This is a genomic window from Arthrobacter roseus (assembly GCF_016907875.1).
Taxonomy (GTDB): Bacteria; Actinomycetota; Actinomycetes; order Actinomycetales; family Micrococcaceae; genus Arthrobacter_J; species Arthrobacter_J roseus.
In genome coordinates this window covers 1,798,722-1,823,594 of sequence record NZ_JAFBCU010000001.1, presented here as the reverse complement: position 1 = coordinate 1,823,594, position 24,873 = coordinate 1,798,722, and the positions used below count along the sequence as shown (strand labels likewise).

Genomic DNA, 24,873 nt, shown 5'->3' with positions numbered 1-24,873 from the left:
CAAAGGCAACCCGCGTCGCAGACCTTTACGGGAATCGCAACAGACTCCAGGGGGAGCAATGTTCGAATGGATCGTCGAAAACATCTGGATCCTCTGGCTGGTCCTGTTCCTGGCTCTCGCCGCGATCGAATCCCTGACGCTTGACCTCTTCTTTCTCATGCTGTCGGCTGGCGCGCTCGCGGCCCTGATTGCCACATTCCTGAGTGCACCGTTCGTGCTGCAGGTTGTCGTGTTCTGCGTCGTCGCCCTGCTGATGATCGTCCTTGTTCGGCCTATCGCTCTGAAACACCTGAAAAAGGGCCCGCGTGAGCAACGAACCAACATGGAACGTCTGATTGGGGAAACAGCCATGACGCTGGAACCGGTAACAGGCACCTCAGGACTCGTGAAACTTGGTGGCGACACATGGTCGGCAAAAACTGCTGATGGTTCATCGGTCCAGGCAGGGGAACGCGTTTCCGTTTCCAGGATCGACGGGGCCACCGCCGTGGTCCATGCCTTGAGGCAGACAGACTCCGGATCTCTGCTCCCATAACGGGATCAATTCACTACAACCCAACATACAAGGGGAAATATGAACGACGGCGCCAGCGCCGGATCGATAGGTCTCACCGTAGTCCTGATCGTTCTCGTCATTTTTGTACTGATCATTCTGGTCAGGTCCATCCGGATCGTTCCGCAAGCACGGGCAGGCGTCGTCGAACGCCTTGGTAAGTACCAGCGCACCCTTGGCCCGGGACTAACCATCCTGATTCCGTTCGTGGACAGGGTTCTGCCAATGCTGGACCTCCGTGAGCAAGTGGTTTCCTTCCCACCACAGCCGGTTATCACCGAGGACAACCTGGTGGTCTCAATCGACACCGTCGTCTATTTCCAGGTGACGGACCCTCGCGCGGCGACCTACGAAATCCAAAACTACATTCAGGCCGTTGAGCAACTCACAATAACGACACTCCGAAACGTCGTTGGCGGCCTGAACCTCGAACAAGCGCTGACATCCAGGGACCAGATCAACGGTCAGATGCGCGGTGTCCTCGACGAAGCAACCGGCAGGTGGGGCATCCGGGTTGGCCGTGTTGAGCTCAAAGCCATTGACCCGCCCCTGTCCATTCAGGACTCGATGGAAAAGCAGATGCGTGCCGAACGTGACCGCCGTGCGGCCATTCTCACGGCGGAGGGCACCAAGCAGTCCGCCATTCTCACGGCCGAGGGTCAGCGGCAGGCCTCGATCCTCGCCGCCGAGGGCGACGCAAAGGCGGCAATTCTCCGGGCCGACGGCGAATCACAGGCTATCGAGAAGGTCTTCGGCGCCATCCACGCGGGAAATCCAACGCAGAAACTGCTGGCGTACCAGTACTTGCAGACTCTGCCCAAGCTCGCTGACGGAACCGCTAACAAGCTGTGGATCATTCCTAGCGAAATAGGCGAAGCACTCAAGGGTATTGGCGACGTACTCGGAAACTCCACCCCGGACGCAGCCTCATCATCGATGGACTCTGGACCTGTTGGCCAGGGATCATAGCGTATAATTGACTCTTCTACTATAAAAACCGCAGATGTGTACGGTGTCTGGCGGAATATGCCGGGCACCTTACACGTTATGCCTGGAGTCTGGTAAATCCAATGCCAGCCGAAGACTTTCCTTCTTTCCGAAGGCACACCGTCAGAACTACTTTAGGGAGCCGTCACACATGAGCGATCGCAGCCTGCGGGGCATGCGCCTCGGTGCGCAGAGCATGGAAACGGAGTCAGGCGTCGAGCCAGCACCGCGCCAGCGCGTCGAATACCGTTGCAGCGACGGCGAGAGGGTCTTCGTCACCTTCTCCTCCGAAGCAGAAATTCCTCCGGTATGGGTTTCCAAGACGGGCAAAGAAGCCATCATTGTTGATGGAGAAAAACCGATCAACCCCAACGACAAGCCAGTGCGCACCCACTGGGATATGCTCCTTGAACGCAGGTCGGTCGAAGAACTCGAGCAGATCCTCAAGGACCGCCTGACCAAGCTGCGCCAACGTCGTCGCTCAGCATGAGCTTTTCTTAAACGTGTAGGGCCGGGGCATGTGCCCCGGCCCTACACGTTTAAGCGCTAATCCAGTACGCGGACCAGTCAGCGCTGAGTCAATGTCGCCCAACGGGCTTGTAAGCCCCAGCGCGTGACATTCAGCATGGCTTCGACCACGATGTTTCCGCTCATTTTTGAATCCCCCAAAACACGCTCCACAAAGGTGATGGGAACCTCCACAATATGCATTCCCTGGCGCGCTACGCGAAATGTCATGTCGACTTGAAACCCATAGCCTACAGACTCGATTTGCGAGAGGTCTACGCTCTCCAACGTTGTCCGACGAAAGGCGCGGTAACCGGCGGTGATATCGCGAAGCCGGAGACCGAGCAGAAGCCGGGAATAGGTGCTACCAGCTCGCGAGATGAGTTTGCGGTGCAGTGGCCAATTGACCACGCTACCCCCCGGAACCCAGCGGGATCCGATAACCAGGTCTGCGCCTTCATCCACCGCGGCAAGCAGGGACATTAGTTCTTCGGGGCGGTGTGAACCATCGGCGTCCATTTCCACGAGTACGTCATACTGGCGTTCCAAGCCCCAACGAAAACCGGCGATGTACGCTGCCCCGAGGCCCTCTTTGCCCTGTCGATGAAGAACGTGAACGTTATGGTCCTCCGCGGCAATTCCATCAGCGAACTCACCGGTTCCGTCAGGACTGTTGTCATCAACCACCAGAACGTCGCTATCCGGAACAGATGTTCTCAGTCGCGACAGTGTGTCGGGGAGCGACTCAATCTCGTTATAGGTGGGAATGATGGTTAGGACCCGCACTCAGATACCTTCCTAGGCTGTTCGCGGCTGCTGGAACGCAGCTGGACTATGGCAGATGCACACAGCAAGTGTTCCAGTATAGGCCAGCTGGCAAAGTGGTTCGGCAGGCGGATCTGCCGCGGGTGGGTCCACGCGCCTTCGGACCAGAAACAGCCAACAGACCGGACCTGTTTTCTAATGACGCGCCAACCCACCTCATTGCAGTGCCGGGGCGGTGTCTGCGGGGGTACCCCAATGGCAGACGCCGTTACTCTCCGGCCAGGAAACACTCACCCTCACCGAGAAGCTGACAGCAACGGACGGCCAAAGTTTGCAACCTGTAGGTTCTCCAGCCTACTAATCCCCTCCCCCGTGTCAATCCTGCTCTGACGTGCTCCAACGTTCATCGGTGCACGTCAGAGGGGTGCGGTATTGCCCCAGACTTTTTGGGAAAGTCTGAAAAGATCCTGAATGGTCAGCCAAACGCGGGATCGTTGTGCAATTCGTTGCCTCTGTGGACCGTCCTCAGACACAGGGGTGGTTTCTCTGAATCGAGCGCCGGCAGTAACGGGGTCCCCGCCCGCGGATCGGTGCTCCAGGACTGGACACGGTTATCCGGGGTTTGCACCATGAGCTCCTCGACCTGCCATACCGCGTACGAGGCAGGAGTACCCGGGGCAAGCTGCCCCAGCATGGGGTTCGAGTTCCGTGCAGCGCGCCAACCAGCCCTGGTATGCGCAATGAAGGCTGCCCTCGCGGAAATGCGTTCTCGCTCGTTACCGAGCTGCATACAGCCGCGGATCGCCGACCAGGGATCCATTGGTACTACCGGTGAATCTGAACCGAGCGAGACCGGAACCCCAGCAGAAATCAAGGTACCAACTCTGTTCATCAGCTTTGACCGCTCCCCCAGACGCTGGCTATACATGCCCTGAGGCCGGCCCCAGGTGGAATCAAACCCCGGCTGCATACTGCAGGTGACGCCAAAGCGCAGAAGAGACGCGACGGCGTCGTCGTCAGTCATCTCCACATGCTCCAACCGGTGTCCGGCTGCCAAAAGCCTATCGAGTCCTACGCGACGTTCGGCGAGTCGAAGTCCCTCAATAACTGTATCCAGCGCGCGGTCTCCGATAACGTGGAATCCGGCTTGGAGGCCTACCTCGGTTGCAGCGCACAAATGGGCGGCCACCTCTGCAGGACCAAGGAACAAGGTCCCGGTGGAGTCCCCAGCATTGCTGTACCCCTCGCGTAAAGCAGCAGTGTATGACCCTATGGAACCGTCAATGTTGAGATCCCCTGCCAGCCCCAACAGCCGACCTTCAAATTGGTCTGCCACCTCGCGTGCGTGGTCCGCAGAAGACACTACTTGTCCCCAATACGGGAGGACTTCAGGACGCGGATGGTGATCCTCAGCGCCGTCGAGCCCTAGTGACAGTCGCAAATCCTCCACCGGTGATATGTGCGGGGCAGCCATCTCGGCAACCGCCACGATCCCCCGCGATGCGGCGTGAGAGAACGCAGCTGTTTGAAAATGATGCCTCTGCTCGAGCGTCAATTGACGCGAAGCACTGCGTGCCACTTCGTGTGCCTCGCGGACAACAAACCCGTTGTCCCATCCATTCTCGTCCTGCAGCCGCAGAGACGCTGCGAACGTCCCGGATACCACCGCGGAATGGATGTCCGCGCGCACTAAATAGACAGCCCTGTGGCCCGACGCCGCATCTAGTTCTGCCGCGCTAGGCCACCTCCGCTCCGGCCAGAAGGATTCGTCCCACCCAAACCCGACGATCATTCCAGTAGAACGGTCAGCTGCACGTTCCACCACAGAAAGAAGCTCGGCGAGCGATCCGATACCACTGAGGTCCACCGATGCCAGAGCTATGCCCGTCTCCGTCAGGTGGACATGGGAATCGACAAAGCCTGGAGTGATCAGCGCCCCGTCTAGATCCACGACGTCCATCGAGTGATCCGCGATCGACGTTGCCGCGTATTCTGAGCCAACCCAGGCAACAGTGTCACCATCGACCAGCATCGCCGTGGCAAAGGGGTCAGCAGCGCTATAGACGGAACCATTGCGATATAGAATGGGCCTGGATGTGGATGTTCCACTAGGAAGGACGGGCACCAGAGATCAACTCCTACGAAAGATACTGACTTTTCGGATCATTCGGAAATATTCGAATAGGCAACGACACCCCGGCCGATGCTGGCAACAGCCCGGATGCATGTGACGTGCAACCCGGCTGGCAAGTCAGGAACCTGTGCGAGTTGATCCAGTAGATCTATCACCTGCTTGGCCCACCGGACAAAGTCTCCGGCCGCCAGCTCGGTTCCCTTCAACGCTTGTTGCAGCGAGCTGCCTCTGGCCCATTTGTACATGGGCCATACAAGGCCCAGTTCCGGCTCCCCTGTCTCGGGCAGCTTGTGTGCCACTTCCAGATCTGTCAGCTGAGACCACTGTCGGACTATGACATCTACGGAGGGCTCCATGGCGGTCCCCGGCATGGAAGGACGCATGCCGCGTTCTTCTCGCTTTGCCTGATAGACGAGCACCGTAGCCAGCGAAGCCACCTCTGCCGCGTCCAATCCATCCCAGGCCCCATGCTCGAGGGACAGCGCAACCAGAAGATCTTTCTCGCCGTAAATTCGCTTCAGCCGGCTGCCAACGGGGGTTATGGCCAGTCCCGACTCTGTTCTTACCATGTAGCCATAATGCAGCAACACCTCGCATACACGGTCGAAGGTCTTGACGATGGTATTGGTACGACCCTGAATCTGCGACGTGAGCTGGTTGGTTTCGCGGCGAAGTTTCCACCAGCGCTCCGCCCAGCGAGCATGGCTCTCTCTATCGCTGCAGCCGTGACACGGGTGCGCCCGCAATTTCCGGCGAAGCTCCGTGGCTGCCATCTCCTGCTGGTTACCCCGGCGAGCGGGCTGCGCTTCGGCGGAGCGAGCGGGCCGCTTCTCGCGAAGAGCATTGCGGACCGAGGATGAGAGGTCGCGGCGTTCTTTCGGAGAGTCCTGGTTGAAGTGTTTAGGTATACGGATTCGCGAGTAGGGTTCCAGCGGTGTATCCACATCCCGCGTACCCAGACGACGGACCTGTTTGTCCTCCGTTAGAACGGTGGGACGAGGATCGCGCGAGTTGCGGTCCTCAGACAACACCACAGCGAACCCCTGAAGACGCCCGCGCGGCACCTCAACAATGTCTCCGGGTCGAAGATCCTGCAGGGACTCGGCTGTCGATGATCTTCTGGACCGTGACTCATTGCGCGCAGCTTTGGATTCGAGCTCCGAGAGCTCCCGTCGAAGCGCCGCATACTCGGAAAAGTCACCGAGATGGCACGTTATAGAGCTGCTGTAACCTTCAAGCGACTCTTCCCTGCTCCTGACTTGGCGGGCCAGGCCAACAACGGAGCGGTCAGCCTGAAACTGTGCAAAAGACGATTCGAGAATTCTGCGCGAACGGTCCCGCCCGAACTGGGCGACCAAATTGATGCTCATGTTGTACGTGGGTCGAAAACTCGAGTTCAGTGGGTAGGTGCGTCGGGATGCCAGACCCGCAACGGCTGTAGGATCCGTGCCGGGCTGCCAGAGTACGACGGCGTGCCCCTCCACGTCGATTCCCCGGCGTCCTGCTCGGCCTGTGAGCTGCGTGTACTCCCCTGCGGTGATATCCACATGCGATTCTCCGTTGAACTTGTCCAGCTTTTCGAGCACCACTGAACGTGCCGGCATGTTCACGCCCAGTGCCAGTGTTTCCGTGGCGAATACCGCCTTCACAAGTCCCTGGGAGAAGAGCCTTTCCACGACTTCTTTGAAGGTAGGCAGCATGCCCGCGTGATGGGCCGCGTATCCACGGATGAGCCCCTCACGCCAGGTCCAGAAGCCGAGAACTTCCAGATCCTCCTCCGGAATGTTCTGACTGGACTCCTCGACAATGGCGCTGATCCGGCGCCGTTCCGGCTCAGTAGTGAGCCATATACCGGAATCGACGCACTGACGAACCGCTCCATCACACCCGTTACGGGAAAAAATGAAGGTAATGGCAGGAAGGAGCCCGTCCTGGTCAAGCCGGGCAATCACCTGTGGCCTAGTAGCGCGCCGTACTCGAGGCTCAGGAGGAGCCGACCGGGCAGGCTGCCGTCCCCGCCTCCGTACACCTGCCCCCCAGCCTGAGCGCTGATTCGAACGAGACTCGGCCTGAGCCAGACGCAAGAGTTCAGGATTGACCGTGTACCGGTCCTGGGCACCCACGTCCCCGGCCCCGACGGTCTCATCGAAGGGCACGTCGGAAGCGAATAGCTCCATCAGTTCGCGGCCAACCATGACGTGTTGCCAGAGGGGTACGGGCCTGTGTTCGGATACGACGACGTCGGTGTGTCCACGGACGGTGTCCAACCACGCCCCAAATTCCTCCGCGTTGGACACGGTTGCGCTCAGGGACACGAGGAGCACGTCTTCGGGAAGGTGAATAATCACTTCTTCCCACACTGCACCGCGGAAACGATCCGCCAGGTAGTGGACCTCGTCCATGACTACGTACCCCAGGTTATTCAACGCCTCGGAACCCGCGTAGAGCATATTCCGGAGAACCTCGGTGGTCATCACCACTACGTCAGCGTCCGAGTTGATGCTGGTATCGCCGGTCAGCAGCCCTACCCGATCGCCGCCGTGGGCTGCGGCCAACTCCTGGTACTTTTGATTGCTCAGGGCCTTGATCGGTGTTGTGTAAAACGCCTTTAGCCCTCGGTTGAGCGCTAGATGTACAGCAAACTCGCCGACCGCGGTCTTTCCTGCGCCCGTCGGTGCCGCCACAAGCACCCCGCGGTTGGATTCTAGTGATGTGCAGGCTTCCCGCTGAAACGGATCCAGGTCAAAGCCCAGCGTGGCCTCGAAACGGGAGAGCTCTGATTTTGCGTACGCGTTCCGCTGTTTGGCCTCGGCGTATCGCTCCGATGGCGACGTCATGTTCCCACCCTAAAGGCTGGCACCGACAGTGAACTACAAGTCTCCGGTGTCGCGTTGCGCTACAGGCCCTCGATGTGCGACGCCTTGTCCGCCGTGGCCTCTGTCTCGGCCACCACGGAAGCCATCCGTCGCGCACGCCGCTTGTCATTGAGTACGCACAGCCCGATCGCGACAAAAAACAGCGCCAACAAGGGTACGGCCAGGTAAAACATGCTCATGGCATCGGCTCCTGGGGCAGCCATCGCAGCAAAAACGCATACTAGAAATACGGTAATCCGCCAGCTCTTGAGAATCTGCCGACCGGAAAGAATTCCCAGCATATTCAGACCGAACAGAACTACGGGCAGCAAGAAAGCAATGCCGAAAGCCAGGGACAATTTTAAGAAGAAGGGTACGAAGACCGTCACGGAGATGAAGTTGGAGAAACCCTCGGGGGTAAACCCCGTAAGCGTCTCTATGGCCGTTGGGAAGACCAACCACGCCAGTCCAATTCCTGCCAAGAACAGAGGAACTGCAACAGCGAGAAACGACAGGGCTATGCGACGCTCTTTACGTTTGAGACCCGGCGTGACGAAGGCCCACAATTGGTAGAGCCACACGGGACTGGCCAATATCAGTCCAATGAAGACGGCAATTTGAATCATGAAGTCGAAGGCCGAAGCAACGCCATCGAAGTTCAGTGTTGCGTCACGGCCAGTGTTGTTGTTTATCTCCTCTATAGGCTGGGCGAGCTCTTGCATAACAGGGTTATACAAGAAGAACCCCGCGATAGAGCCAATCACCACCGCCAGCGCACATTTGAAGAGTCGGTTTCGCAGTTCCTTGAGGTGTTCTTTAAGGGCCATCCGCCCTTCAGGGTTAGATGTGCGCCCCTTGCGCAGAGCCATTGCGCCTACGGTGAATCGTTTGGCGATTTAGTGTGGGAACGGTCATTGTGCCCCGGGTTGCCGCTGGGTGGATTGTATGAGTCGGCATGAGAGCCGTCCACGACCCGTCCTTCGACCGGCGAACCGTCTGACTCCGAAGATTTCGGGTCTGAGTTGCCGTCATCCTTCATCTGCTTGACCTCAGATTTGAAGATCCGCATGGACTGGCCCAGGCTCCGCGCCAGTCCCGGCAACTTGGGAGCACCGAAGAGCAGCAATGCGATGGCGATCAAGATCAAAAAATGCCATGGTTCAAGCCTCATGAGAGTTCCTTTCGACTAGTTAAACTCTACGTCACAGACCTGGTAGGTCCCGGACAGCTACTGGTTGACCACGGTCTATGCGACGCGCTACGCGGTTGACGCGCCGAAGCTCTTGCCGATGCGCCTTTCCCGAGCGGTACACGCTGCGGATTTCGGATGGATCTGCGAAAACGGCCGGCTCGAAGTGGCGTATATCCGTGCCCTCGGGCTGAAGGTCCGGAGCGGAAAGCCTGTCCAGCACGGATGACGCTGTGCCCAATTCTGCTAGGAGCACTGAGAAACCTCGGTACAGCCGGAACCCGCAATAGATCAGGAACAACAGGGTCAACGCTACGAGCGCAACCCACAACACGATCCACGACCACCAAGGCATGTCCTCAGTCTACTGGTTCATAGTGGCGAGACCCCGAGCGAGTCCAGAATCCATTCCTCGACGCGGTCCCGGAGTATTTGTGGCGCCGCCACAGTTACGTCGCCACCGTGGGAAGCGACGAACCCAGGAACCCAGGACGTCGTAGCCACGGGAATCACGGCAGCGATACGGCCATCCGGTAGATCCGCCGTATGCGTGGCCTGATAGCGATCAACGATCCAGGCTGCGCGCCGGTCGATGACAAGCGTCACGGCGACGTCGTTCTCATCCGGTGTGAACAGCTGCCCCGCACCGGAGCGGTGATCAACGGCACGCGAGACCTGCTCTGCGGACGGTAGATCCGTGACGACAGCATCGATAATGCGGTCCAATCGAAAGTTGCGCAGACCGTCGACGGACCTGCACCATGCCTCCATGTACCAATCGTTGTCCCGCGAGAAGAGCGTCAACGGGTCGACGGAACGTTTGGTGATTTCATCGCGTCCCGGAACCAGATAAGTCAAGTGCACCTGTTTTCTGGTCTCCAGAGCACCCCGGAGCTCATTCAACCGTGTTTCAAGACCACGCTCAGCGATAGTGCTGCCGAGCACGCCGTCAGCAAAGCCCGCCCCTCCGGCAGCATCTGCCAGTGTGGCAAGAGCCGATTCAACTGCGTCAGTGTGATGAACACCGGGCAGCGACTTCAACGACTGGAGGCCAACGATGAGGGCATAAGCCTCGTCCATTGCCAGCCGTACTGGCTCGGAGAACTTGTCCGCGTTGTCAATATAAATTCGGTTGTCTTCGTAACTCACATCGAGCAAATGATCTGGGTAGTGCCTCGGTCCGCTCACAAAGAGCAAATCGAGATCCTTCACGAGTTGCGTGGTGGAGACCCCGAAGTGCCTCGCCGTTCCGGCTACGTCGGCTCCCTGCCGATGCAGTACATAGGGTACGAGGTCCAGCAACCGACCGAGATGCTCATCAGAAGACCTTTTGGAACTGCTGGGCGGTCTGGAGGGCACCTGATCAACCGTGAACGCAGGAACTTGTTCTCGGGCACGTTCAAGAGCCCTGGTCAATAACTCATGGACGGCTTCGCGGAGATCCTGCGGTTCAATGACCTCTACCTTTGAGCCCAGGGCGGCCAGACGCCCGGCCATTCCCGCTGGATCAGTAAACGAAACGAGAACAGTATCCATCATCCCGTCACGCTCAATGACCTCACCATCGAGACGAATCGCGTGCCCTGTTCCGCGCCGCACCCGGAGCCTTGCAGTGCGCTGTTCGAAGGCAGTGTCCAGGGAAGCCAGAGAACGGTGGATGGAAAAGTCGGACGGCACTGTGTAACTGCCGGTCAAAACCCGGACAGTGCTCGTGATTCGACTCAGACGGAAATAACGTTCAGCCTGGCGTGACTCATCAAACCCGACAAGATACCAATGCCCGAACCGACTGCCCAACCCCCACGGCTGTACTGTGCGTGATTCAGCGATCTCAGACCGTGCCGATCCATAATCAAATAGCACCCGCTGACGCTGTGACGTTGCCTGCCACAGCTCATCGAAATATGGGTCAGAAGTACTGAACTTTGGTTGGACAAGCGGCAGCTCGACGTCGGACGTTTCGCCAGAACGTACCGAAACTTTCCTGAGGGCACGCTGAGCGGCAGAGCCTAGGGCGGCCTTTTCCCACATTTGTGCTGCCAGAGCCAGCACCGCCAGTTCCGATGCGGAAAAGTTCAGCTCCGGCAGACTGTACTCGACAACATTGATCCGGTAACGCTGAGACGCGGACTCATTGTCGAACAATGAATCACCTGGGATTGTCTCGACCGGAATGCCTTGTTCTCGCAGAGCAGCCTTGTCACGGTCAAAGAGTTTTTCACGCGCCTGGTCACTCGCCACCGAACGGTAAAGTTCGATCTCGTCAAACAGCTCCTGTTTGGAGAAACCACGGCGCGAGGACATCAGCGCCATAACCAGGCTCAACAGGCGTTCGGTACGTTTCGCAGACACAAGTGCAACGCTACCTTCCAAATGATGCAGAGTTGCGAAAGCCGGGCGGGTACGCGCCTTGAGGCGCCGGCCGCCCGGCTTTCATTGAGTAGAGCTAACGCACGCCGAGAAGATCCACAACAAAAATCAGTGACTCCCCGGGGGCAACCGCCGAACCTGCGCCGCGCTCCCCATATGCCATGGAAGACGGGATATCCAACCGGCGTCGTCCACCAACCTTCATACCTACCAGGCCTTCGTCCCATCCCTGGATGACCTGCCCGACACCAACCTTGAAATCGAGCGGTGCGCCGCGGTTCCAGGAGGCGTCGAACTCCTCGCCCGTGGAATGCGCCACACCAACGTAGTGAGCCGAAACGGTGCTTCCCGACTTTACCTCTGTGCCATCACCGTCAATCAGGTCCCTGATGACGAGCGACTCCGGTGCCGCAACTCCGGGGAAATCGATTTCAGGCTTCTGACGATCGTATTCGCGTTTTCCAAATGACATGCTGTTCCTTACTCCGCTTTTTCGGCTTTTACATCGACGAGCTTCATGTAGAAAACGAGCGCGCCAGCTGGCTTGCCTTCGCCCGGTTCCTCGCCGTAGGCCAGCTCGGCCGGAATGGTGACAAGGAGCTCGGAGCCCTTCTTGTGGCCTAGAGCCGCGACTGTCCAACCCTCTATGACGCGCGGTGCCGACATGGAGAACTCGAACGGGTCGCGTCCTTCCTCGAAGCTGGAGTCGAACTTCTTGCCGTCTTCCCAACGAACACCCAGGTACTCGGCGCTGACGGCACTTTCCTTGGTCACTTCGGCGCCGTCGCCCTGCTTCAGCACCTGGACAGTGACCTTCTCGGGCGCGTCTTTGCCCTCGGGAATCGTAATAGCGGGAACGCCTTTTCCATTAAGCTTTGCAGTGGGTAGAGCGCCAGCCTCATCAAGCTTTTCCACTTCATCTTGTTTCATCGCCACTGGCGAAGCTTCGCTGTCCTCGACCTTGAGAACGAGAAGCTGTTTGGGCAGCTGCGCTTCCTCGGATTCCTTGGTCGGAATCATGTAAGCAATCTGTGCCCCAACTTTTGCGCCAACAAGCACTTCATAGAGGGCTTCATCGGTTTTCTTCAGTTGGTCAGTCAGGGGAATAATCTGAGGTTCGGGCTGGTCGTAAGTATTGCCGAGCTCTTCACCCTTCTCCGGGTCAAGGGAGACCAGACGAATCGATACACGATCCCCTTCGGCAACTGTGTCGCCGTCTCCCACTGAGACCACTTTTGCCGAAGGCTCGGAAACTTCGAGGGGAGCATCGAACTCCACCTTGGGTGCCTTCTTCTCGTCCTCGACCGTGACGGTCACGGAGTCAAGGGCGCCGGCCTGCCCCGAAGACTCGCCCTCTTCTGCCCCTCCACACGCCGTCAGCAGTAACAGGGCGGGGAGGATAATCGCTAGTACTTTGCGCACAGTGCTTCTTTCACTGGTGAGGATATGGTCGGAAATAACTCGGCTGGCCATGCATCGGGTACAGGCAGACTCATCTAGGGTAACTCCTCACCGCGGCTGACGTCGCTGCCAGTTACCTCACAGACGCTCCAGCAGCGCATCCACTCGCTCATCGAAAGCAGCGAACGGGTCCTTGCAAAGAACAGTGTGCTGAGCGCGATCGTTAAGTTTCAGGTGCACCCAATCGACGGTGTAATCCTTCCCGGCTTCCTGCGCACGGCGCACAAACTCACCACGGAGCCGTGCCCTAGTGGTTTCGGGCGGTGATGTCACCGCGGATTGGACTGCCTCATCTGTGACGACCCGGGCTGCCCCGCCCCTGGCTTGAAGCAGGAAAAAAATGCCCCGCTTCCGGCTGATGTCATGGTAAGTCAGATCTAGCTGCGCGACGCGCGGCGAATCGAGCGATACTCCTCGGCGTCGCTGGTAACCATCAAGAAGCTTCTTCTTGATGGCCCAGTCAATTTCTGTGTCAATAGCCGAGTGATTCCCCGACTCCACTGCCTCCAACGTACGTTCCCACAGATCCAGGATCCGGCTCACGTGCGGGCTGTGGGCACCGTTGGTCTCCACGAACGCCGTAGCTTTAGCAAGGAATTCGTGCTGCATCTGCACCGCGGTCATTTCCTTGCCATTGGCGAGCTTGAGCTTATGCCCTCCGGTTAGATCGTGGGAAACGTCGCGGATGCTGCGAATCGGATTCTCAAGGCGCAGATCGCGCAGGATAGCCCCGGATTCGATCATTCTAAGGATCAGATCGGCTGACCCCACTTTGAGCAGAGTAGTGGTTTCCGACATGTTGGAATCGCCGCAGATGACGTGCAGTCGTCGGTAGAATTCAGCGTCCGCATGCGGCTCGTCACGGGTGTTGATGATCGGGCGAGACCGGGTGGTCGCCGAGGATATGCCCTCCCACATGTGATCGGCACGTTGGGAAAACGCGTAGGACGACTCATTTTGGCCCGGAAGCACCTTACCCGCGCCACAGAGCAGCTGCCGGGTCACAAGAAACGGGATGAGAGTTTCGGTGAGCCGGGTGAACTCCGTCTTTCGCGGAATCAGGTAATTCTCGTGGCTGCCATAAGAATTCCCGGCGGAATCGGTGTTGTTCTTGAACAGGTAAATCTTGCCGTTGAAACCCTCCACCGATAACCGGTCCTGGGCTTCATCAACGAGGTCATCGAGAATGAGCTCACCGGCTCGGTCATGAGCAATTAGTTGCGCGACGTCGTCGCACTCAGCAGTCGCGTATTCCGGATGGGAGCCAACGTCGAGATACAGCCGGGACCCGTTGCCGAGAAACACATTGGAAGACCTACCCCAGCTGACAACCTTACGAAAGAGGTACCGGGCAACTTCTTCAGGTGTGAGCGGCCTACCTCCCGGGTCCGAATACGCTATGCCGTACTCCGTTTCAACGCCAAAAATCCTGCGATCCACTAGGGGCGCTCCTTCTCTTTGAGCATATCATCCAGTTCCCGTCCCATAATCCGCCGGAACGCCCGCCGTGATCCCCTGCTGGTCAGAGGATCACGTTCAAGTACCGCGGCCTCCAATAACGAGGGGTCCAACTTCACCTGTTCAGGCCGGTCTCCGGCTAACGCCTGGACTGCGGCACGAACTGATTCCGATAGTGACGCTCCCCCGTCAAAGACACTTTCGAGGCGCCTGATCACAGCATCAGCATCGCCGCCCATGACAATAAAACTGCTCTCATCTGCGATGGAACCGTCATACGACAACCGGTACAAATGATCCTCAGCCGACGTTGGCCCCACCTCAGCCACCGCAAGTTCTACCTCAAACGGTTTGCTTTCGGCCGTAAAGACAGCTCCGAGACTCTCCGCATACACGCTGGCCAGACCACGTGCAGTAACGTCAGCGCGATCGTAGGAATAACCGCGAACATCCGCATAGCGAATACCGGCCTGCCGCAGACCCTCGAATTCGTTGTACTTACCCACAGCGGCGAAAGCGATTCGATCATATATTTCACTCAATTTATGTAGCGACGGTGAGGGGTTCTCCGCCACCAGAGCAATTCCGTCACGACAGCTGAGCACAACCACAGAGCGACCGCGAGCGATGCCCTTCCGCGAAAAATCCGCACGATCCTTGATCATCTGCTCGGGCGAAACATAGAACTGCTGAGTCATGTCAGGCCTCCCGCCCAACGCTGCTGCGGACGCCAATAATTCTGGCCGCTGCTGCCGCCAGCTCCCGGTCCGGGATACGCACCGTTCCAGCAGCATCGACCGCGTAGACCACTGGCCATAGATCGCGGACCGGATCCGGTCCGCCGGTGGCCGAATCGTCGTCGGCTGCGTCATAGAGGGCCTCAACAGCAACATCAACAGCTGTGCTGCGAGACATATTGGGCTGCCAGAGCTTTTTCAACGCCCCGCGCGCAAACCCGGCCCCGGAACCGACACTGTGGTGTTCCTGCTCTTCGTACCGCCCTCCGGTGACATCATAAGAAAAGAGCCGACCAATGTGGAGCGCTGTGTCGTATCCGGTGAACAGCGGAATAACAGCCAGCCCCTGCATGGCCAACGGGAGGTTCGCGCGAACCATGGCGGCAAGCCTGTTAGCCTTGCCGTCGAGGCTCATGAGCGTGTCTTCAATTTTCTCGTAGTGTTCAAGTTCCACCTGAAACAGACGCATGAGGTCCATCGCTATGCCAGCGGTGCCTGCGATGCCCAAAACTGAGTATTGGTCTGCAGGGAATACCTTCTCGATATGCCGGCTGGCGATGACGTTTCCCATCGTGGCTCGCCGGTCCCCCGCCATCAGCGTGCCACCCGAATAGGTCATGGCGACAATAGTGGTTGCCTGCGGTGCCAAAGCACTCGAACCACCCGTTGCCGCTCCCAGATTACGAGAAAACGGCAGCTGGTCCGGGTGTGCTGCACTGAGATAGGCACTGAACGACGCAACGGCGGCGTCCGCGACGACGCGTTCGCGGCCCTCCATCATTGGCTTACTGCCCACCCTTTTGAACAAATCCGCGGACGAACTCCTCAGCGTTGACTTCCAACACGCCGTCGATCTCGTCGAGAAGATCATCGGTTCCCGCCGTTTGCTGCGTGATGTCCACAGAGGACTGCTGTGTGGGTAGAGGCGTTTCGTCTACCTCATCGACCTCACGGGACTGCGACCCGGTGTTCTTGCTTTCCTGCGTTGCCATTGAACTGCCTCCTCATTCACGTCATCGGCGTTAAGTACGTCCCCTGTGTCATCTATGGTGCCACCTTAGCCCGGGGTATCGCCCAGAAGCAGCGATACGAAATGTTCCACGTCATCGGCCGCTTCAAACAGATGCTCAGTGAGCAGCTGGGTGCCCCTGCCGGGCTCTAGTGTCTGAATTCGTTGCAACCTCCGCCTCCCAGGTAGTTCGAAGACAATCGAATCCCAGCTTGCGCTCGCCACGTTTGCTGAATAACGGCTGACACAGTTACCTCGGAAATAGGCGCGGGTGTCCGATGGCGGGTTTAAGACGGCGGTCTCAATCTCGCCGTCGGTTAGCAGACGCGTCATCTGGCCCCGTGCTGCGAGCCTGTAATACAACCCCTTTGATGGCCGCATGTCCGCGTACTGGAGATCGACCAGTGCCAAGCGTGCATCCGACCATTCCAGGTTGTCGCGATCGCGAAATGCGTGGAGCAATTTCAGCTTGGCCACCCAGTCCACGTCCCGTGCCGCGTCCATGGGGTTACGCCGAAGAACATCGATCAGTGTTCCCCATCGTGCCAGCACGTCCTGTGTTTGTTCATCCGCGTCATTGCCTACGTGCGCCTGTGCCGCTTCGAAGTAGATTTCCTGCAGATCCACTCCAGTCAGGGAACGGCCATCTGTGGTGCGTACTGTTGCCTGCAGCGACGGATCATGACTGATTCTCTGCAGCGCCTCAACCGGTGAATCGAGTTCCAGATTCGGCACAGTCCCGGCTTCAATCATGTCCAGCACCAGCGCAGCAGTACCGACCTTGAGATAGCACGATACTTCACTGAGGTTCGCGTCGCCGATGATGACGTGCAGGCGCCGATACTTGTCCGCTACCGCGTGAGGCTCATCCCGGGTATTGATGATCGGGCGACGAACCGTGGTTTCGAGCCCAACGGATGCCTCGAAAAAATCTGCTCTTTGGCTTATCTGGTAGCCCGATTCCTGCGAGAGTGCGCCGAGGCCAACCCTGCCCGCGCCGCAGATAACCTGCCGGGACGCGAAGAAGGGAAGGAGACCGGACGCTATTGCGGAGAACGGCACTGAGCGTGGCATCAGGTAGTTCTCGTGGGAACCATAGGAAACGGACTTGCTATCCGTGTTGTTCTTGTAAAGGTTGACCGGCGCAAAACCCGGGGTCGCTGCCACTCGTTCCATGGCGCGCTGAACAACTACGTCCCCAGCCTTGTCCCACAGCACCGCATCGCGCGGATTGGTGACCTCCGGAGAGGAATATTCAGGGTGCGCATGATCCACATAAAGCCGTGCTCCGTTGCCGAGTACCATGTTCATCAGCACGTCGTCTTCTGAACCGGTCTCGAAAGCGCCGCTGAAATCCGCACCGGCCAAGGCGATCTGCTCAGCATCGAGCACCGGCGCTTGATCCGTCAGCTGGGAAGCATGCGCTTCACTTCGGGACATTTCCCATCCGCGTGCGTCCTGCAATGGATGCTCATCGGTGTAGTCCCAGCGCGTTCCAGCGAGATTTCCGTACCCTTCACGCAGGGTGGCTGCATAGGCGTTGACGATCTGGCTGGACAGGACCGTGGAGTTGGCGCCGGGTTGAGAGGGAGCCAGCACACCATATTCGGTTTCGGTCCCCATGACCCGCCTAACACTCACAGGTACTGTCCGGTGTTCGGCTGTGTTTCGATGGTCTTTCCCGGTTCCTGGCCAGCTTTGCCCTGGATGATCGTACGTATGTACGTGATGCGTTCCCCCTTTTTGCCGGAGATACGTGCCCAGTCGTCCGGATTCGTGGTGTTTGGCAGATCCTCATGCTCGCGGAATTCATCGACGACTGCTCGGAGAAGGTGGTCAATCCGCAGGCCCCGGACACCATCTGATAGAAAGTCCTTGATGGCGTATTTCTTAGCCCGGTCCACGACGTTCTGAATAACGGCGCCTGAATTGAAGTCCTTGAAGTACAGCATCTCCGTATCACCATTGGCGTACGTCACTTCAAGGTATTCGTTGGTCTTGTCCGTTGCATACATCTTCTCCACAGTCAGCTGGATCATCGCGTCAACGGTGCGGTTCCTATCGCCTTCGTACTCCGCGAGGTCGTTGGGATGTAGCGGAAGGTCTGCATTGAGGTACTTTCCGAAGATCTCGCCCGCCCCCTGGGCGTCCGGCCGTTCTATCTTGATTTTGACGTCCAAACGTCCCGGCCGCAGGATGGCAGGATCTATCATGTCTTCGCGGTTTGACGCGCCAATGACGATCACGTTCTCGAGGGTTTCCACGCCGTCAATCTCGCTGAGGAGTTGCGGCACAATGGTTGTCTCAACGTCGGAGGATACTCCTGTGCCACGGGTACGGAACAGCGAATCCATTTCGTCGAAGAAGACGACGACGGGTGAGCCCGCTGAGGCTTTTTCCCTGGCCCGGGCAAAGATGGAGCGGATGCTTCGTTCAGTTTCACCGACATACTTGTCAAGCAGCTCGGGGCCTTTAATGTTCAAAAAGTAGCTCTTGACGAAGGGAGTTCCGGCCTTCTCGCGGGCTCGGGCTGCAAGCGAATTGGCAACCGCTTTCGCGATAAGGGTCTTACCGCACCCTGGCGGGCCGTAGAGCAGGATCCCTTTGGGGGCCTTGAGACCGTGCTCGCGGTAGAGGTCCGGGTGAAGGAACGGCAGTTCGACTGCATCGTGGATTTGCTCGATCTGCGGGCCAAGACCGCCGATATCCGCATAAGAAATTTCAGGAACTTCCTCGAGAACCAGGTTTTCAACCTCGCTGCGCGGAATCCGTTCCAATGCATAGCCGGAGCGGGAGTCAAGGGACACGCCGTCGCCGACGCGTGGAGCATCCTTCAGCAGTTGGCCAGAGAGGCGAACGACACGTTCCTCATCCGCCCGGCCGACAATGAGCACCCGGTCTGGTCCCAGAAGTTCCTTAACCGTGACGACTTCACCGGCACGCTCATATCCGAGCGCCGCGACGATCGTCAGCGATTCGTTCAGGAGGACTTCCTGACCGCTGGACAGCTCGGAGATGCTGAGCAGCGGTGACATGCCGACTCGGAGCTTTCGCCCGGACTGCATGATGTCCACGCTTTCCTGAACGGTAGCGCGAATGTTACGGCCTTCTTCCCGTTCCTGCGTCCTGTTCACCTGTTGAACGATTCCAAAACTGAACGGTGTCCCACCTTCGTTCTCCAGGGCATCCTTGAGACGGAGAATCTCCGCCTTTGCCGATTCCAGCATGGAAACTAGCTTGCTGTTGTTCTGAGTTGCTGCCGCCAGCTGCCGATCGATAGTCCGCAGTTTGTCCCGAAGTACGCTGAGCCGCCGTACAAGGGCAGCCTGCTCCCCTTGAACGCCGCCGGTGGTGTTATTCTTATCCGGTTCCTGCTCCTGAATCCCTGACTGCGACACAGCGATACCGCCTTCTTCTAGTCTCCGGACTCTTCGAGCCCCTGTTGCTTCCTGAGTTCCTCTGCGTGGACCAGTGCTCCGCGTTGCACCGTTGAGCTGGCTTCGCGCGCCGCGCGTCTGAGCTTCCGGTCTGAAACATCCCGTTCACCCACGGCCTGTGGGGTCCACGCATCGAGGTCTTCCTGACTGAAACCAGTTTTGGACGGTTTGCGTTTGGGAGATAGTCCGGTGACTCCATCGGCTAGCCTCCTGGCCGTCAGAAGGAATCCTGTGTGCGCGACCATCCGGTGATCCGGACGGACTGCGAGGCCTTCAAGGTGCCATCCGCGGACCATGGACTCCCACCCGTCGGGCTCGGTAAAGCGTCCATCCGCGCGGATAGCTTCGGCCGTGCGCGAGAGTTGAGTCACGGTGGCCACATAGCTGATCCACACTCCACCTGGAGCGAGAACCGTTGCCACGGCGTCGATACATTCCCACGGTGCCAGCATGTCAAGGACTACCCGGTCGACGCTTCCCGGTTCCTCGGACTTGATGACTTCATCCTGGAAATCTCCGAGCGAAAGCTGCCATGCCGGGTGCGGACCACCAAAAATGGTTTCGACATTTCCGCGGGCAATATCAGCAAATTCTTCGCGCCGCTCAAATGAATGCAACCGGCCCAGATCCCCGACTGCCCGAAGCAGCGAAATACTCAGTGCACCGGACCCCACGCCAGCTTCAACTACCCTGGCACCCGGGAAGATGTCTGCCATCGTCACAATCTGGCCAGCATCCTTCGGGTAAACAACGGCAGCGCCACGAGGCATCGACAAAACAAAATCGGACAGTAACGGCCTCAGCCCCTGATACTGGTGTCCCGTGGTGTTGGCCACGACCACGCCTTCTGGCTGCCCGATGAGTTGGTCGTGGGTCAGAAAACCACGATGGGTGTGGAAGGCCCCACCCTCGGTCAGGGTGATGGTGTTGCGTCGGCCCTTGTTATCCGTCAGCTGAACGCGTTCGCCTGCGCGCAGGGGCCCGCGGCGCACGGCCGCACCGTGCGGTTGTGATGCTGGGGCATTTTCAGGAATGGGCATTGCTGGCTGCTCCAGGTTCTTCTGCACTGTTGGTTTCATACTCTCTTCTTGGTCATCGTTGGCCATGCACGGGGTTCCGTTGGCCCTTCACCGCCGCTACCACCGCAGCTTGATACAGCACGCCGACAACTTGCCGCTGATCGCCTACGATCGCGTACTCGCTTCTGTCCAGCTTAGTCATGACTGCGACCAGGCCCGGCCCCTCCTGCCAGTCCATGAGCACCGCATCATCAGCCAGGGTCCTGGCAGCCGCGGACGACGGCGTTGTTGCACGAAGGTGCACAGGAACATTTTGAGCGGCGACATTGTCGAGGATGGCTGTAGGCCGTCCTTCGTCGTCGAGCAGAACGACGGCGGGCACTCCAGATCCGGCAGCTTCTGCCTGCAGCACCGAGGCACCCATGGGAACTCCAACGGCTGCCTGCATGAGCGCGCGGACACTGGTGCTATCCACTCTGAGATAGATGTGCGCCGCGTAGATGGCGCTGCTGGCGCCCATCCACATGAAGCCACCAACTAACAAGGTGATGATCAGGACTGTGAGATCCGGTGCTCCCCCGCGAAGTAGCGGCACCACCAAAAGCCCGAGCACCATGACGACGACGATCACCCGTCCGGCCCATCCCGCAGCTATGGTGCCCTTGTGCTGGCTTCCAGTGGCCTTCCAGACCAGAGATTCGACCATTCGTCCGCCGTCGAGAGGAAGTCCAGGCAGCACGTTGAACGCAGCGATGAGGATGTTCGCCCACACCAGGATGTTGACTAGCAGCGAGCCAACGGACCCCGGGTCGAACAAGGGAAGGATCAGCCAGCCGACGAAGGCTATGACAGCGTTGGCAGCCGGGCCTGCCATCGCCATGATCACGGAGCGTCCCGGGGTGGCTACGAAACCCGAGAACTGTGTGTGACCACCCCACAGCGTGAGAACAATTTTGTCCGTGGGCCAGCCGAAAGCTCGGGCTGAGAGCGCGTGGGCGAGTTCATGCACCAGCACAGAAAGCATCAGCAGGATGGCGTACGCAAAGGCAACCAGATATGCAGTGACGCCGATGGCGGGAAATTGCGTCGATACCCGTGGGCCGAAGACGACAACGACGTAAGCAGCGATGAGGAACCACGAGTAAGCCAGCACTATGGGCACGGAAGCAATGCGGCCAAGAGATATCCCGCCACGTCGCGGCTTATTCGGTTCCGTCATACGTGCCAGTCTACGTTTGCGCCACGCTGCCAGCCATTCGCCATCCCATCGTGACTGGGGTGAGTGAACTGACATCGGGACGAGCGCACCATAGGGTTGGAGGATGACGAGCAGGGACCAGAACGAGGAAAAAATCCGCAGTCGCGGCGTGTGGCCGTTGGGCGGTGGCGGCCTCGAAGGTCGATTCACTGTCATGATCGCTGCCTTTGAGGGCTGGAACGATGCGGGCGAGGCCGCCAGCGATGCGCTCAAGTTCCTGTCAGGGTACTGGAACGCCGACAAAATCTCGTCGATTGACGCCGATGAATATTACGACTTTCAGTTCACGCGCCCCATCCTCAGTCGTGATGCAGATGGCCACCGGCGCATCAAATGGCCGTCGACACGCATCAGTAGGGCCCGGGTCCCAGAGTCCGCGCTGGACATTGTCTTCGTCAACGGTGTGGAACCGTCCTACAAATGGCGTTCCTACACTGCGGATCTGATGGCCACTGCACGCGAGCTGGATGTTGACTGCGTGATTCTGGTTGGGGCGTTGTTGGCGGATGCACCGCATACGCGCCCTGTTCCCGTCACGGTGACCGCTGACGACGCTGACGTCCGGGAGACACTCGGAGTTGAATCTTCCGAGTATGAGGGACCTGTTGGAATCGTCAGCGTATTATCCGAGGTTGCGGGATTAGCGGACATTCCCACGCTGTCCATCTGGGCTGCGGTACCTCATTACGTAGGACACTCCCCCTCCCCCAAGGCGCAGCTAGCGCTTCTGAACAAACTTGAGGAGCTTCTCGATTCGCCAGTGGACACGGAGGCACTCGCTGGTGAAGCCGAAGCATGGGAACGCGGAGTGGATGAGCTCGCCACTGAAGACCCTGAAGTGGCAGCGTATGTCAAGCAACTAGAGGAAGCTAAAGACACGGCAGAATTGCCCGAAGCCACCGGCGAATCGATAGCGCGTGAGTTCGAACGCTACCTGCGCAAACGCGGTCGGGACTAGAGTCGCACCCCGAGCAGTGAACTCATCAAAGTGGCCACTTCGGTTCCGTGGCCGCCACCCGTGGCCCCCTGCTCACACCATTCATCGACTGCAAGAAGTGCTGCTGGTGCGTCGAGATCATCGGCCATGGCCTGACGCACTGCCTGGGTCAGAGAAGCTGCCGTCGCTTCCTCTGTACCGCGTCGAACGGCGGAACGCCACACTTCGACACGCCGCTGAGCCGTCCCCAGCCCCTCCTCGGTCCACGACCAGTCGGACCGGTAATGGTGCGCAAGAATAGCGAGCCGAATCGCCGCAGGATCCACTCCTGAGTTCAACAGACGCGAGACGAACACCAAGTTGCCCTTGGACTTACTCATTTTTTCGCCATCCAGCGCCACCATGCCGGCATGGCAGTAGTGGTGCGCCAGCGGTACCCGGGTCGACGCCCACGCGTGGGCCGCACTCATTTCGTGGTGCGGGAACACCAGATCAGAACCACCGCCCTGGACGGCGAAGGGCTGGGGCAGCAGTCGCTTGGCAATAACGGAACATTCGATATGCCACCCTGGTCGGCCGCGGCCAAGTGTGCCGCCGTCCCAGTGTGGCTCGCCACTGCGCGCCACACGCCAAAGGAGAGGGTCAAGCGCATTACGCTTTCCTGGGCGGTTGGGGTCACCGCCGCGTTCAGCTGAGAGTTCAAGCATCGTCGCTTCGGGCAACCCCGAAATCTGGCCAAGGTACCAGGCGTTCTGCCCCGAATACGCCGATTGTCCGTTCTCAACTGAAAAATAGACGTCTCCGTCCGGCTCGCCGTCGTCGCTGGAAACCGTGTACGCAATGCCCTCACCCAACAGGTCCTCAACCACCGGAACCAACCAGTCCACCGTCTCTACCGCCCCAACATAGTGTTGTGGGGCAAGGACATTCAACGCCTCCATGTCAGCGCGGAAAAGGTTCGTTTGCTGCACGGCCAGGTCGCGCCAGTCGATGCCGGTCGCTTCGGCCCGTTCAAGAAGAGGGTCATCGACATCAGTGACGTTCTGCACGTACTGAACATCCGCGCCGCCGTCGCGCCAATAGCGATTGAGAAGATCGAAGGCCACATACGTTGAAGCATGGCCAATGTGCGTGGCGTCGTAGGGAGTTATTCCGCAGACGTACATTCCAGTTCCGGCTCCGGGAGGTAATGGCCGGATCTCCTGACTGGAAGAATCGTAGAGCTGCAGCTCAGGCCCCGACCCGGGGACATTTTCAGGAACGGTAGAAGTCCAGGCAATCACGGATTACACCTTACGGTCTCTGGGCGTTCAGCTGAAAACCAACCCACGGTTGTCTCTATGGTTGAATGACGCCGTAACCCAGCAGCAGGTAAATGGCCAGACCCAAGAGGATTCGGTACCAGACGAAAAGCCGGTAACTTCTGGTGGACACATACCGGAGGAACCAGCCAATAATCACGAAGCCGACGATGAACGCAACGCCCGTAGCGAGCGCGGTCTCCGCCAGCGAAAATGGCCCTGGCTCGTCGTAGCTTTTCACCAGTTGATACACACCGCTGCCGAAGACGGCCGGAATGGCCAACAAGAAGGAATACCTTGCAGCGGACTCACGGGTGTAACCCATCAACAGCCCGGCCGTGATAGTTCCTCCGGACCGCGACACACCCGGGACCAGCGCCATTGCCTGGGCGAAGCCGTACAGAATGCCGTGTTTGTAGGTCAACTCCGTCAGGTCGCGGTTCTGCCGGCCTATGGTGTCAGCGATCGCCAGAATAATACCGAAGATGATCAGCATTGTCGCGATCAGCCACAAACTGCGCAGTGCACCTTCGATCTGGTCCTGGAACAAGAAACCAAGTAGCACAATCGGGATGCTCCCCAGAATCACAAGCCACCCCATCTTGGCATCAGGATCACCGCGTGGGACCCTCCCGGCTAGGGATCCAAACCAGGCCTTGACGATTCTTACGATGTCCCGCCAGAAGTACACGACTACTGCTGTTTCTGTACCCAACTGGGTGATCGCTGTAAAAGCGGCTCCGGGGTCCTGGGCATTGGGCAGGAGCTCTCCGACTATGCGCAGGTGTGCGCTCGAAGAGATCGGGAGAAATTCCGTTAGGCCCTGGATAAATCCCAGGAAAGCAGCTTCGAACCAATTCACAGATATGACCCTATGCCACGGCATCGAATCAAAC

23 protein-coding genes are annotated in these 24,873 nt (G+C 58.6%); 4 read left to right on the top strand and 19 right to left on the bottom strand.

The window, feature by feature from the left end:
* Positions 1-58: 58 nt before the first annotated feature.
* The 3 genes from JOE65_RS08930 (at position 59) to JOE65_RS08920 (ending at position 2,030) form a co-directional block, all read left to right on the top strand.
* On the top strand, positions 59-535 hold the full coding sequence (locus JOE65_RS08930; protein WP_205162858.1) for an NfeD family protein: 477 nt from the start codon (positions 59-61) through the stop codon (positions 533-535).
* A 39-nt stretch (positions 536-574) separates the two neighbouring features.
* Entirely contained in the window at positions 575-1,522 is a 948-nt protein-coding gene (locus JOE65_RS08925) for an SPFH domain-containing protein (protein WP_205162857.1), read from the top strand.
* 169 nt (positions 1,523-1,691) lie between these two features.
* A complete protein-coding gene (locus JOE65_RS08920) occupies positions 1,692-2,030 on the top strand; it encodes an RNA polymerase-binding protein RbpA (protein WP_205162856.1) in 339 nt (112 codons plus the stop codon).
* 77 nt (positions 2,031-2,107) lie between these two features.
* Here the strand turns inward: JOE65_RS08920 and JOE65_RS08915 are convergent, their stop codons facing one another.
* From JOE65_RS08915 to JOE65_RS08835, 17 genes are all read right to left on the bottom strand, one after another.
* A complete protein-coding gene (locus JOE65_RS08915; protein WP_205162855.1) occupies positions 2,108-2,833 on the bottom strand; it encodes a glycosyltransferase in 726 nt (241 codons plus the stop codon).
* 454 nt (positions 2,834-3,287) lie between these two features.
* On the bottom strand, positions 3,288-4,937 hold the full coding sequence (locus tag JOE65_RS08910) for an amidohydrolase (RefSeq protein WP_338021594.1): 1,650 nt from the start codon (positions 4,935-4,937) through the stop codon (positions 3,288-3,290).
* A gap of 38 nt (positions 4,938-4,975) precedes the next feature.
* Positions 4,976-7,783 (bottom strand): DEAD/DEAH box helicase, encoded by a 2,808-nt coding sequence (locus JOE65_RS08905; protein WP_205162854.1) that lies wholly within the window; start codon positions 7,781-7,783, stop codon positions 4,976-4,978.
* A 59-nt stretch (positions 7,784-7,842) separates the two neighbouring features.
* Positions 7,843-8,670 carry a twin-arginine translocase subunit TatC gene (gene tatC / locus JOE65_RS08900; RefSeq protein WP_239536667.1) on the bottom strand — a complete coding sequence of 276 codons (828 nt, stop codon included), beginning with the start codon at positions 8,668-8,670 and terminating at the stop codon, positions 7,843-7,845.
* Positions 8,671-8,675: 5 nt separating this feature from the next.
* The gene (gene tatA, locus JOE65_RS08895; RefSeq protein WP_205162853.1) at positions 8,676-8,972 is read right to left on the bottom strand and encodes a Sec-independent protein translocase subunit TatA; all 297 of its coding nucleotides are present in this window, start codon (positions 8,970-8,972) and stop codon (positions 8,676-8,678) included.
* Positions 8,973-9,003: 31 nt separating this feature from the next.
* On the bottom strand, positions 9,004-9,345 hold the full coding sequence (locus tag JOE65_RS08890) for a hypothetical protein (protein WP_205162852.1): 342 nt from the start codon (positions 9,343-9,345) through the stop codon (positions 9,004-9,006).
* A 17-nt stretch (positions 9,346-9,362) separates the two neighbouring features.
* A complete protein-coding gene (locus JOE65_RS08885) occupies positions 9,363-11,342 on the bottom strand; it encodes a WYL domain-containing protein (protein WP_205162851.1) in 1,980 nt (659 codons plus the stop codon).
* Between the two features lie 94 nt (positions 11,343-11,436).
* A complete protein-coding gene (locus JOE65_RS08880; protein ID WP_205162850.1) occupies positions 11,437-11,832 on the bottom strand; it encodes an FKBP-type peptidyl-prolyl cis-trans isomerase in 396 nt (131 codons plus the stop codon).
* Positions 11,833-11,840: 8 nt separating this feature from the next.
* Positions 11,841-12,782: an FKBP-type peptidyl-prolyl cis-trans isomerase gene (locus JOE65_RS15505; protein ID WP_205162849.1), complete on the bottom strand. Its 942-nt coding sequence runs from the start codon at positions 12,780-12,782 to the stop codon at positions 11,841-11,843.
* Positions 12,783-12,899: 117 nt separating this feature from the next.
* Positions 12,900-14,261: a Pup--protein ligase gene (gene pafA, locus JOE65_RS08870; RefSeq protein ID WP_205162848.1), complete on the bottom strand. Its 1,362-nt coding sequence runs from the start codon at positions 14,259-14,261 to the stop codon at positions 12,900-12,902.
* Entirely contained in the window at positions 14,261-14,977 is a 717-nt protein-coding gene (gene prcA, locus JOE65_RS08865) for a proteasome subunit alpha (protein WP_205162847.1), read from the bottom strand. The genes pafA and prcA overlap by 1 nt, the downstream gene beginning before the upstream one ends.
* A gap of 1 nt (position 14,978) precedes the next feature.
* A complete protein-coding gene (gene prcB / locus JOE65_RS08860; RefSeq protein ID WP_239537032.1) occupies positions 14,979-15,797 on the bottom strand; it encodes a proteasome subunit beta in 819 nt (272 codons plus the stop codon).
* A gap of 4 nt (positions 15,798-15,801) precedes the next feature.
* Positions 15,802-16,008, bottom strand: a complete 207-nt coding sequence (locus tag JOE65_RS08855; RefSeq protein ID WP_205162845.1) for a ubiquitin-like protein Pup — start codon at positions 16,006-16,008, stop codon at positions 15,802-15,804.
* A 65-nt stretch (positions 16,009-16,073) separates the two neighbouring features.
* On the bottom strand, positions 16,074-17,648 hold the full coding sequence (gene dop, locus JOE65_RS08850) for a depupylase/deamidase Dop (protein ID WP_205162844.1): 1,575 nt from the start codon (positions 17,646-17,648) through the stop codon (positions 16,074-16,076).
* 14 nt (positions 17,649-17,662) lie between these two features.
* Positions 17,663-19,423: a proteasome ATPase gene (arc, locus tag JOE65_RS08845; RefSeq protein ID WP_420827500.1), complete on the bottom strand. Its 1,761-nt coding sequence runs from the start codon at positions 19,421-19,423 to the stop codon at positions 17,663-17,665.
* A gap of 17 nt (positions 19,424-19,440) precedes the next feature.
* The gene (locus JOE65_RS08840) at positions 19,441-20,502 is read right to left on the bottom strand and encodes a tRNA (adenine-N1)-methyltransferase (protein ID WP_205164108.1); all 1,062 of its coding nucleotides are present in this window, start codon (positions 20,500-20,502) and stop codon (positions 19,441-19,443) included.
* Positions 20,503-20,554: 52 nt separating this feature from the next.
* On the bottom strand, positions 20,555-21,700 hold the full coding sequence (locus tag JOE65_RS08835; RefSeq protein ID WP_205162843.1) for a site-2 protease family protein: 1,146 nt from the start codon (positions 21,698-21,700) through the stop codon (positions 20,555-20,557).
* Between the two features lie 103 nt (positions 21,701-21,803).
* Between JOE65_RS08835 and JOE65_RS08830 the strand changes: the two genes are divergently transcribed.
* A complete protein-coding gene (locus tag JOE65_RS08830; protein ID WP_205162842.1) occupies positions 21,804-22,697 on the top strand; it encodes a PAC2 family protein in 894 nt (297 codons plus the stop codon).
* On the opposite strand, the gene mshC is transcribed toward JOE65_RS08830, so the two are convergent.
* Together mshC and JOE65_RS08820 are read right to left on the bottom strand one after the other, a co-directional pair.
* Positions 22,694-23,959, bottom strand: coding sequence for a cysteine--1-D-myo-inosityl 2-amino-2-deoxy-alpha-D-glucopyranoside ligase (mshC, locus tag JOE65_RS08825; RefSeq protein WP_205162841.1), 1,266 nt, complete (start codon positions 23,957-23,959; stop codon positions 22,694-22,696). The genes JOE65_RS08830 and mshC overlap by 4 nt on opposite strands.
* A 55-nt stretch (positions 23,960-24,014) precedes the next feature.
* The gene (locus tag JOE65_RS08820; protein WP_205162840.1) at positions 24,015-24,839 is read right to left on the bottom strand and encodes an undecaprenyl-diphosphate phosphatase; all 825 of its coding nucleotides are present in this window, start codon (positions 24,837-24,839) and stop codon (positions 24,015-24,017) included.
* Between the last annotated feature and the right edge of the window lie 34 nt (positions 24,840-24,873).

Coding starts and splice junctions, on each gene's coding strand:
- JOE65_RS08835 (WP_205162843.1), bottom strand. CDS start 21,700: ATGACGGAACCGAATAAGCCGCGACGTGGCGGGATATCTCTTGGCCGC.
- JOE65_RS08880 (WP_205162850.1), bottom strand. CDS start 11,832: ATGTCATTTGGAAAACGCGAATACGATCGTCAGAAGCCTGAAATCGAT.
- JOE65_RS08840 (WP_205164108.1), bottom strand. CDS start 20,502: ATGCCCATTCCTGAAAATGCCCCAGCATCACAACCGCACGGTGCGGCC.
- dop (WP_205162844.1), bottom strand. CDS start 17,648: ATGGGGACCGAAACCGAATATGGTGTGCTGGCTCCCTCTCAACCCGGC.
- prcA (WP_205162847.1), bottom strand. CDS start 14,977: ATGACTCAGCAGTTCTATGTTTCGCCCGAGCAGATGATCAAGGATCGT.
- tatA (WP_205162853.1), bottom strand. CDS start 8,972: ATGAGGCTTGAACCATGGCATTTTTTGATCTTGATCGCCATCGCATTG.
- JOE65_RS08920 (WP_205162856.1), top strand. CDS start 1,692: ATGAGCGATCGCAGCCTGCGGGGCATGCGCCTCGGTGCGCAGAGCATG.
- JOE65_RS08925 (WP_205162857.1), top strand. CDS start 575: ATGAACGACGGCGCCAGCGCCGGATCGATAGGTCTCACCGTAGTCCTG.
- JOE65_RS08890 (WP_205162852.1), bottom strand. CDS start 9,345: ATGCCTTGGTGGTCGTGGATCGTGTTGTGGGTTGCGCTCGTAGCGTTG.
- prcB (WP_239537032.1), bottom strand. CDS start 15,797: ATGATGGAGGGCCGCGAACGCGTCGTCGCGGACGCCGCCGTTGCGTCG.
- JOE65_RS08830 (WP_205162842.1), top strand. CDS start 21,804: ATGACGAGCAGGGACCAGAACGAGGAAAAAATCCGCAGTCGCGGCGTG.
- JOE65_RS08930 (WP_205162858.1), top strand. CDS start 59: ATGTTCGAATGGATCGTCGAAAACATCTGGATCCTCTGGCTGGTCCTG.
- JOE65_RS08905 (WP_205162854.1), bottom strand. CDS start 7,783: ATGACGTCGCCATCGGAGCGATACGCCGAGGCCAAACAGCGGAACGCG.
- tatC (WP_239536667.1), bottom strand. CDS start 8,670: ATGGCTCTGCGCAAGGGGCGCACATCTAACCCTGAAGGGCGGATGGCC.
- JOE65_RS08855 (WP_205162845.1), bottom strand. CDS start 16,008: ATGGCAACGCAGGAAAGCAAGAACACCGGGTCGCAGTCCCGTGAGGTC.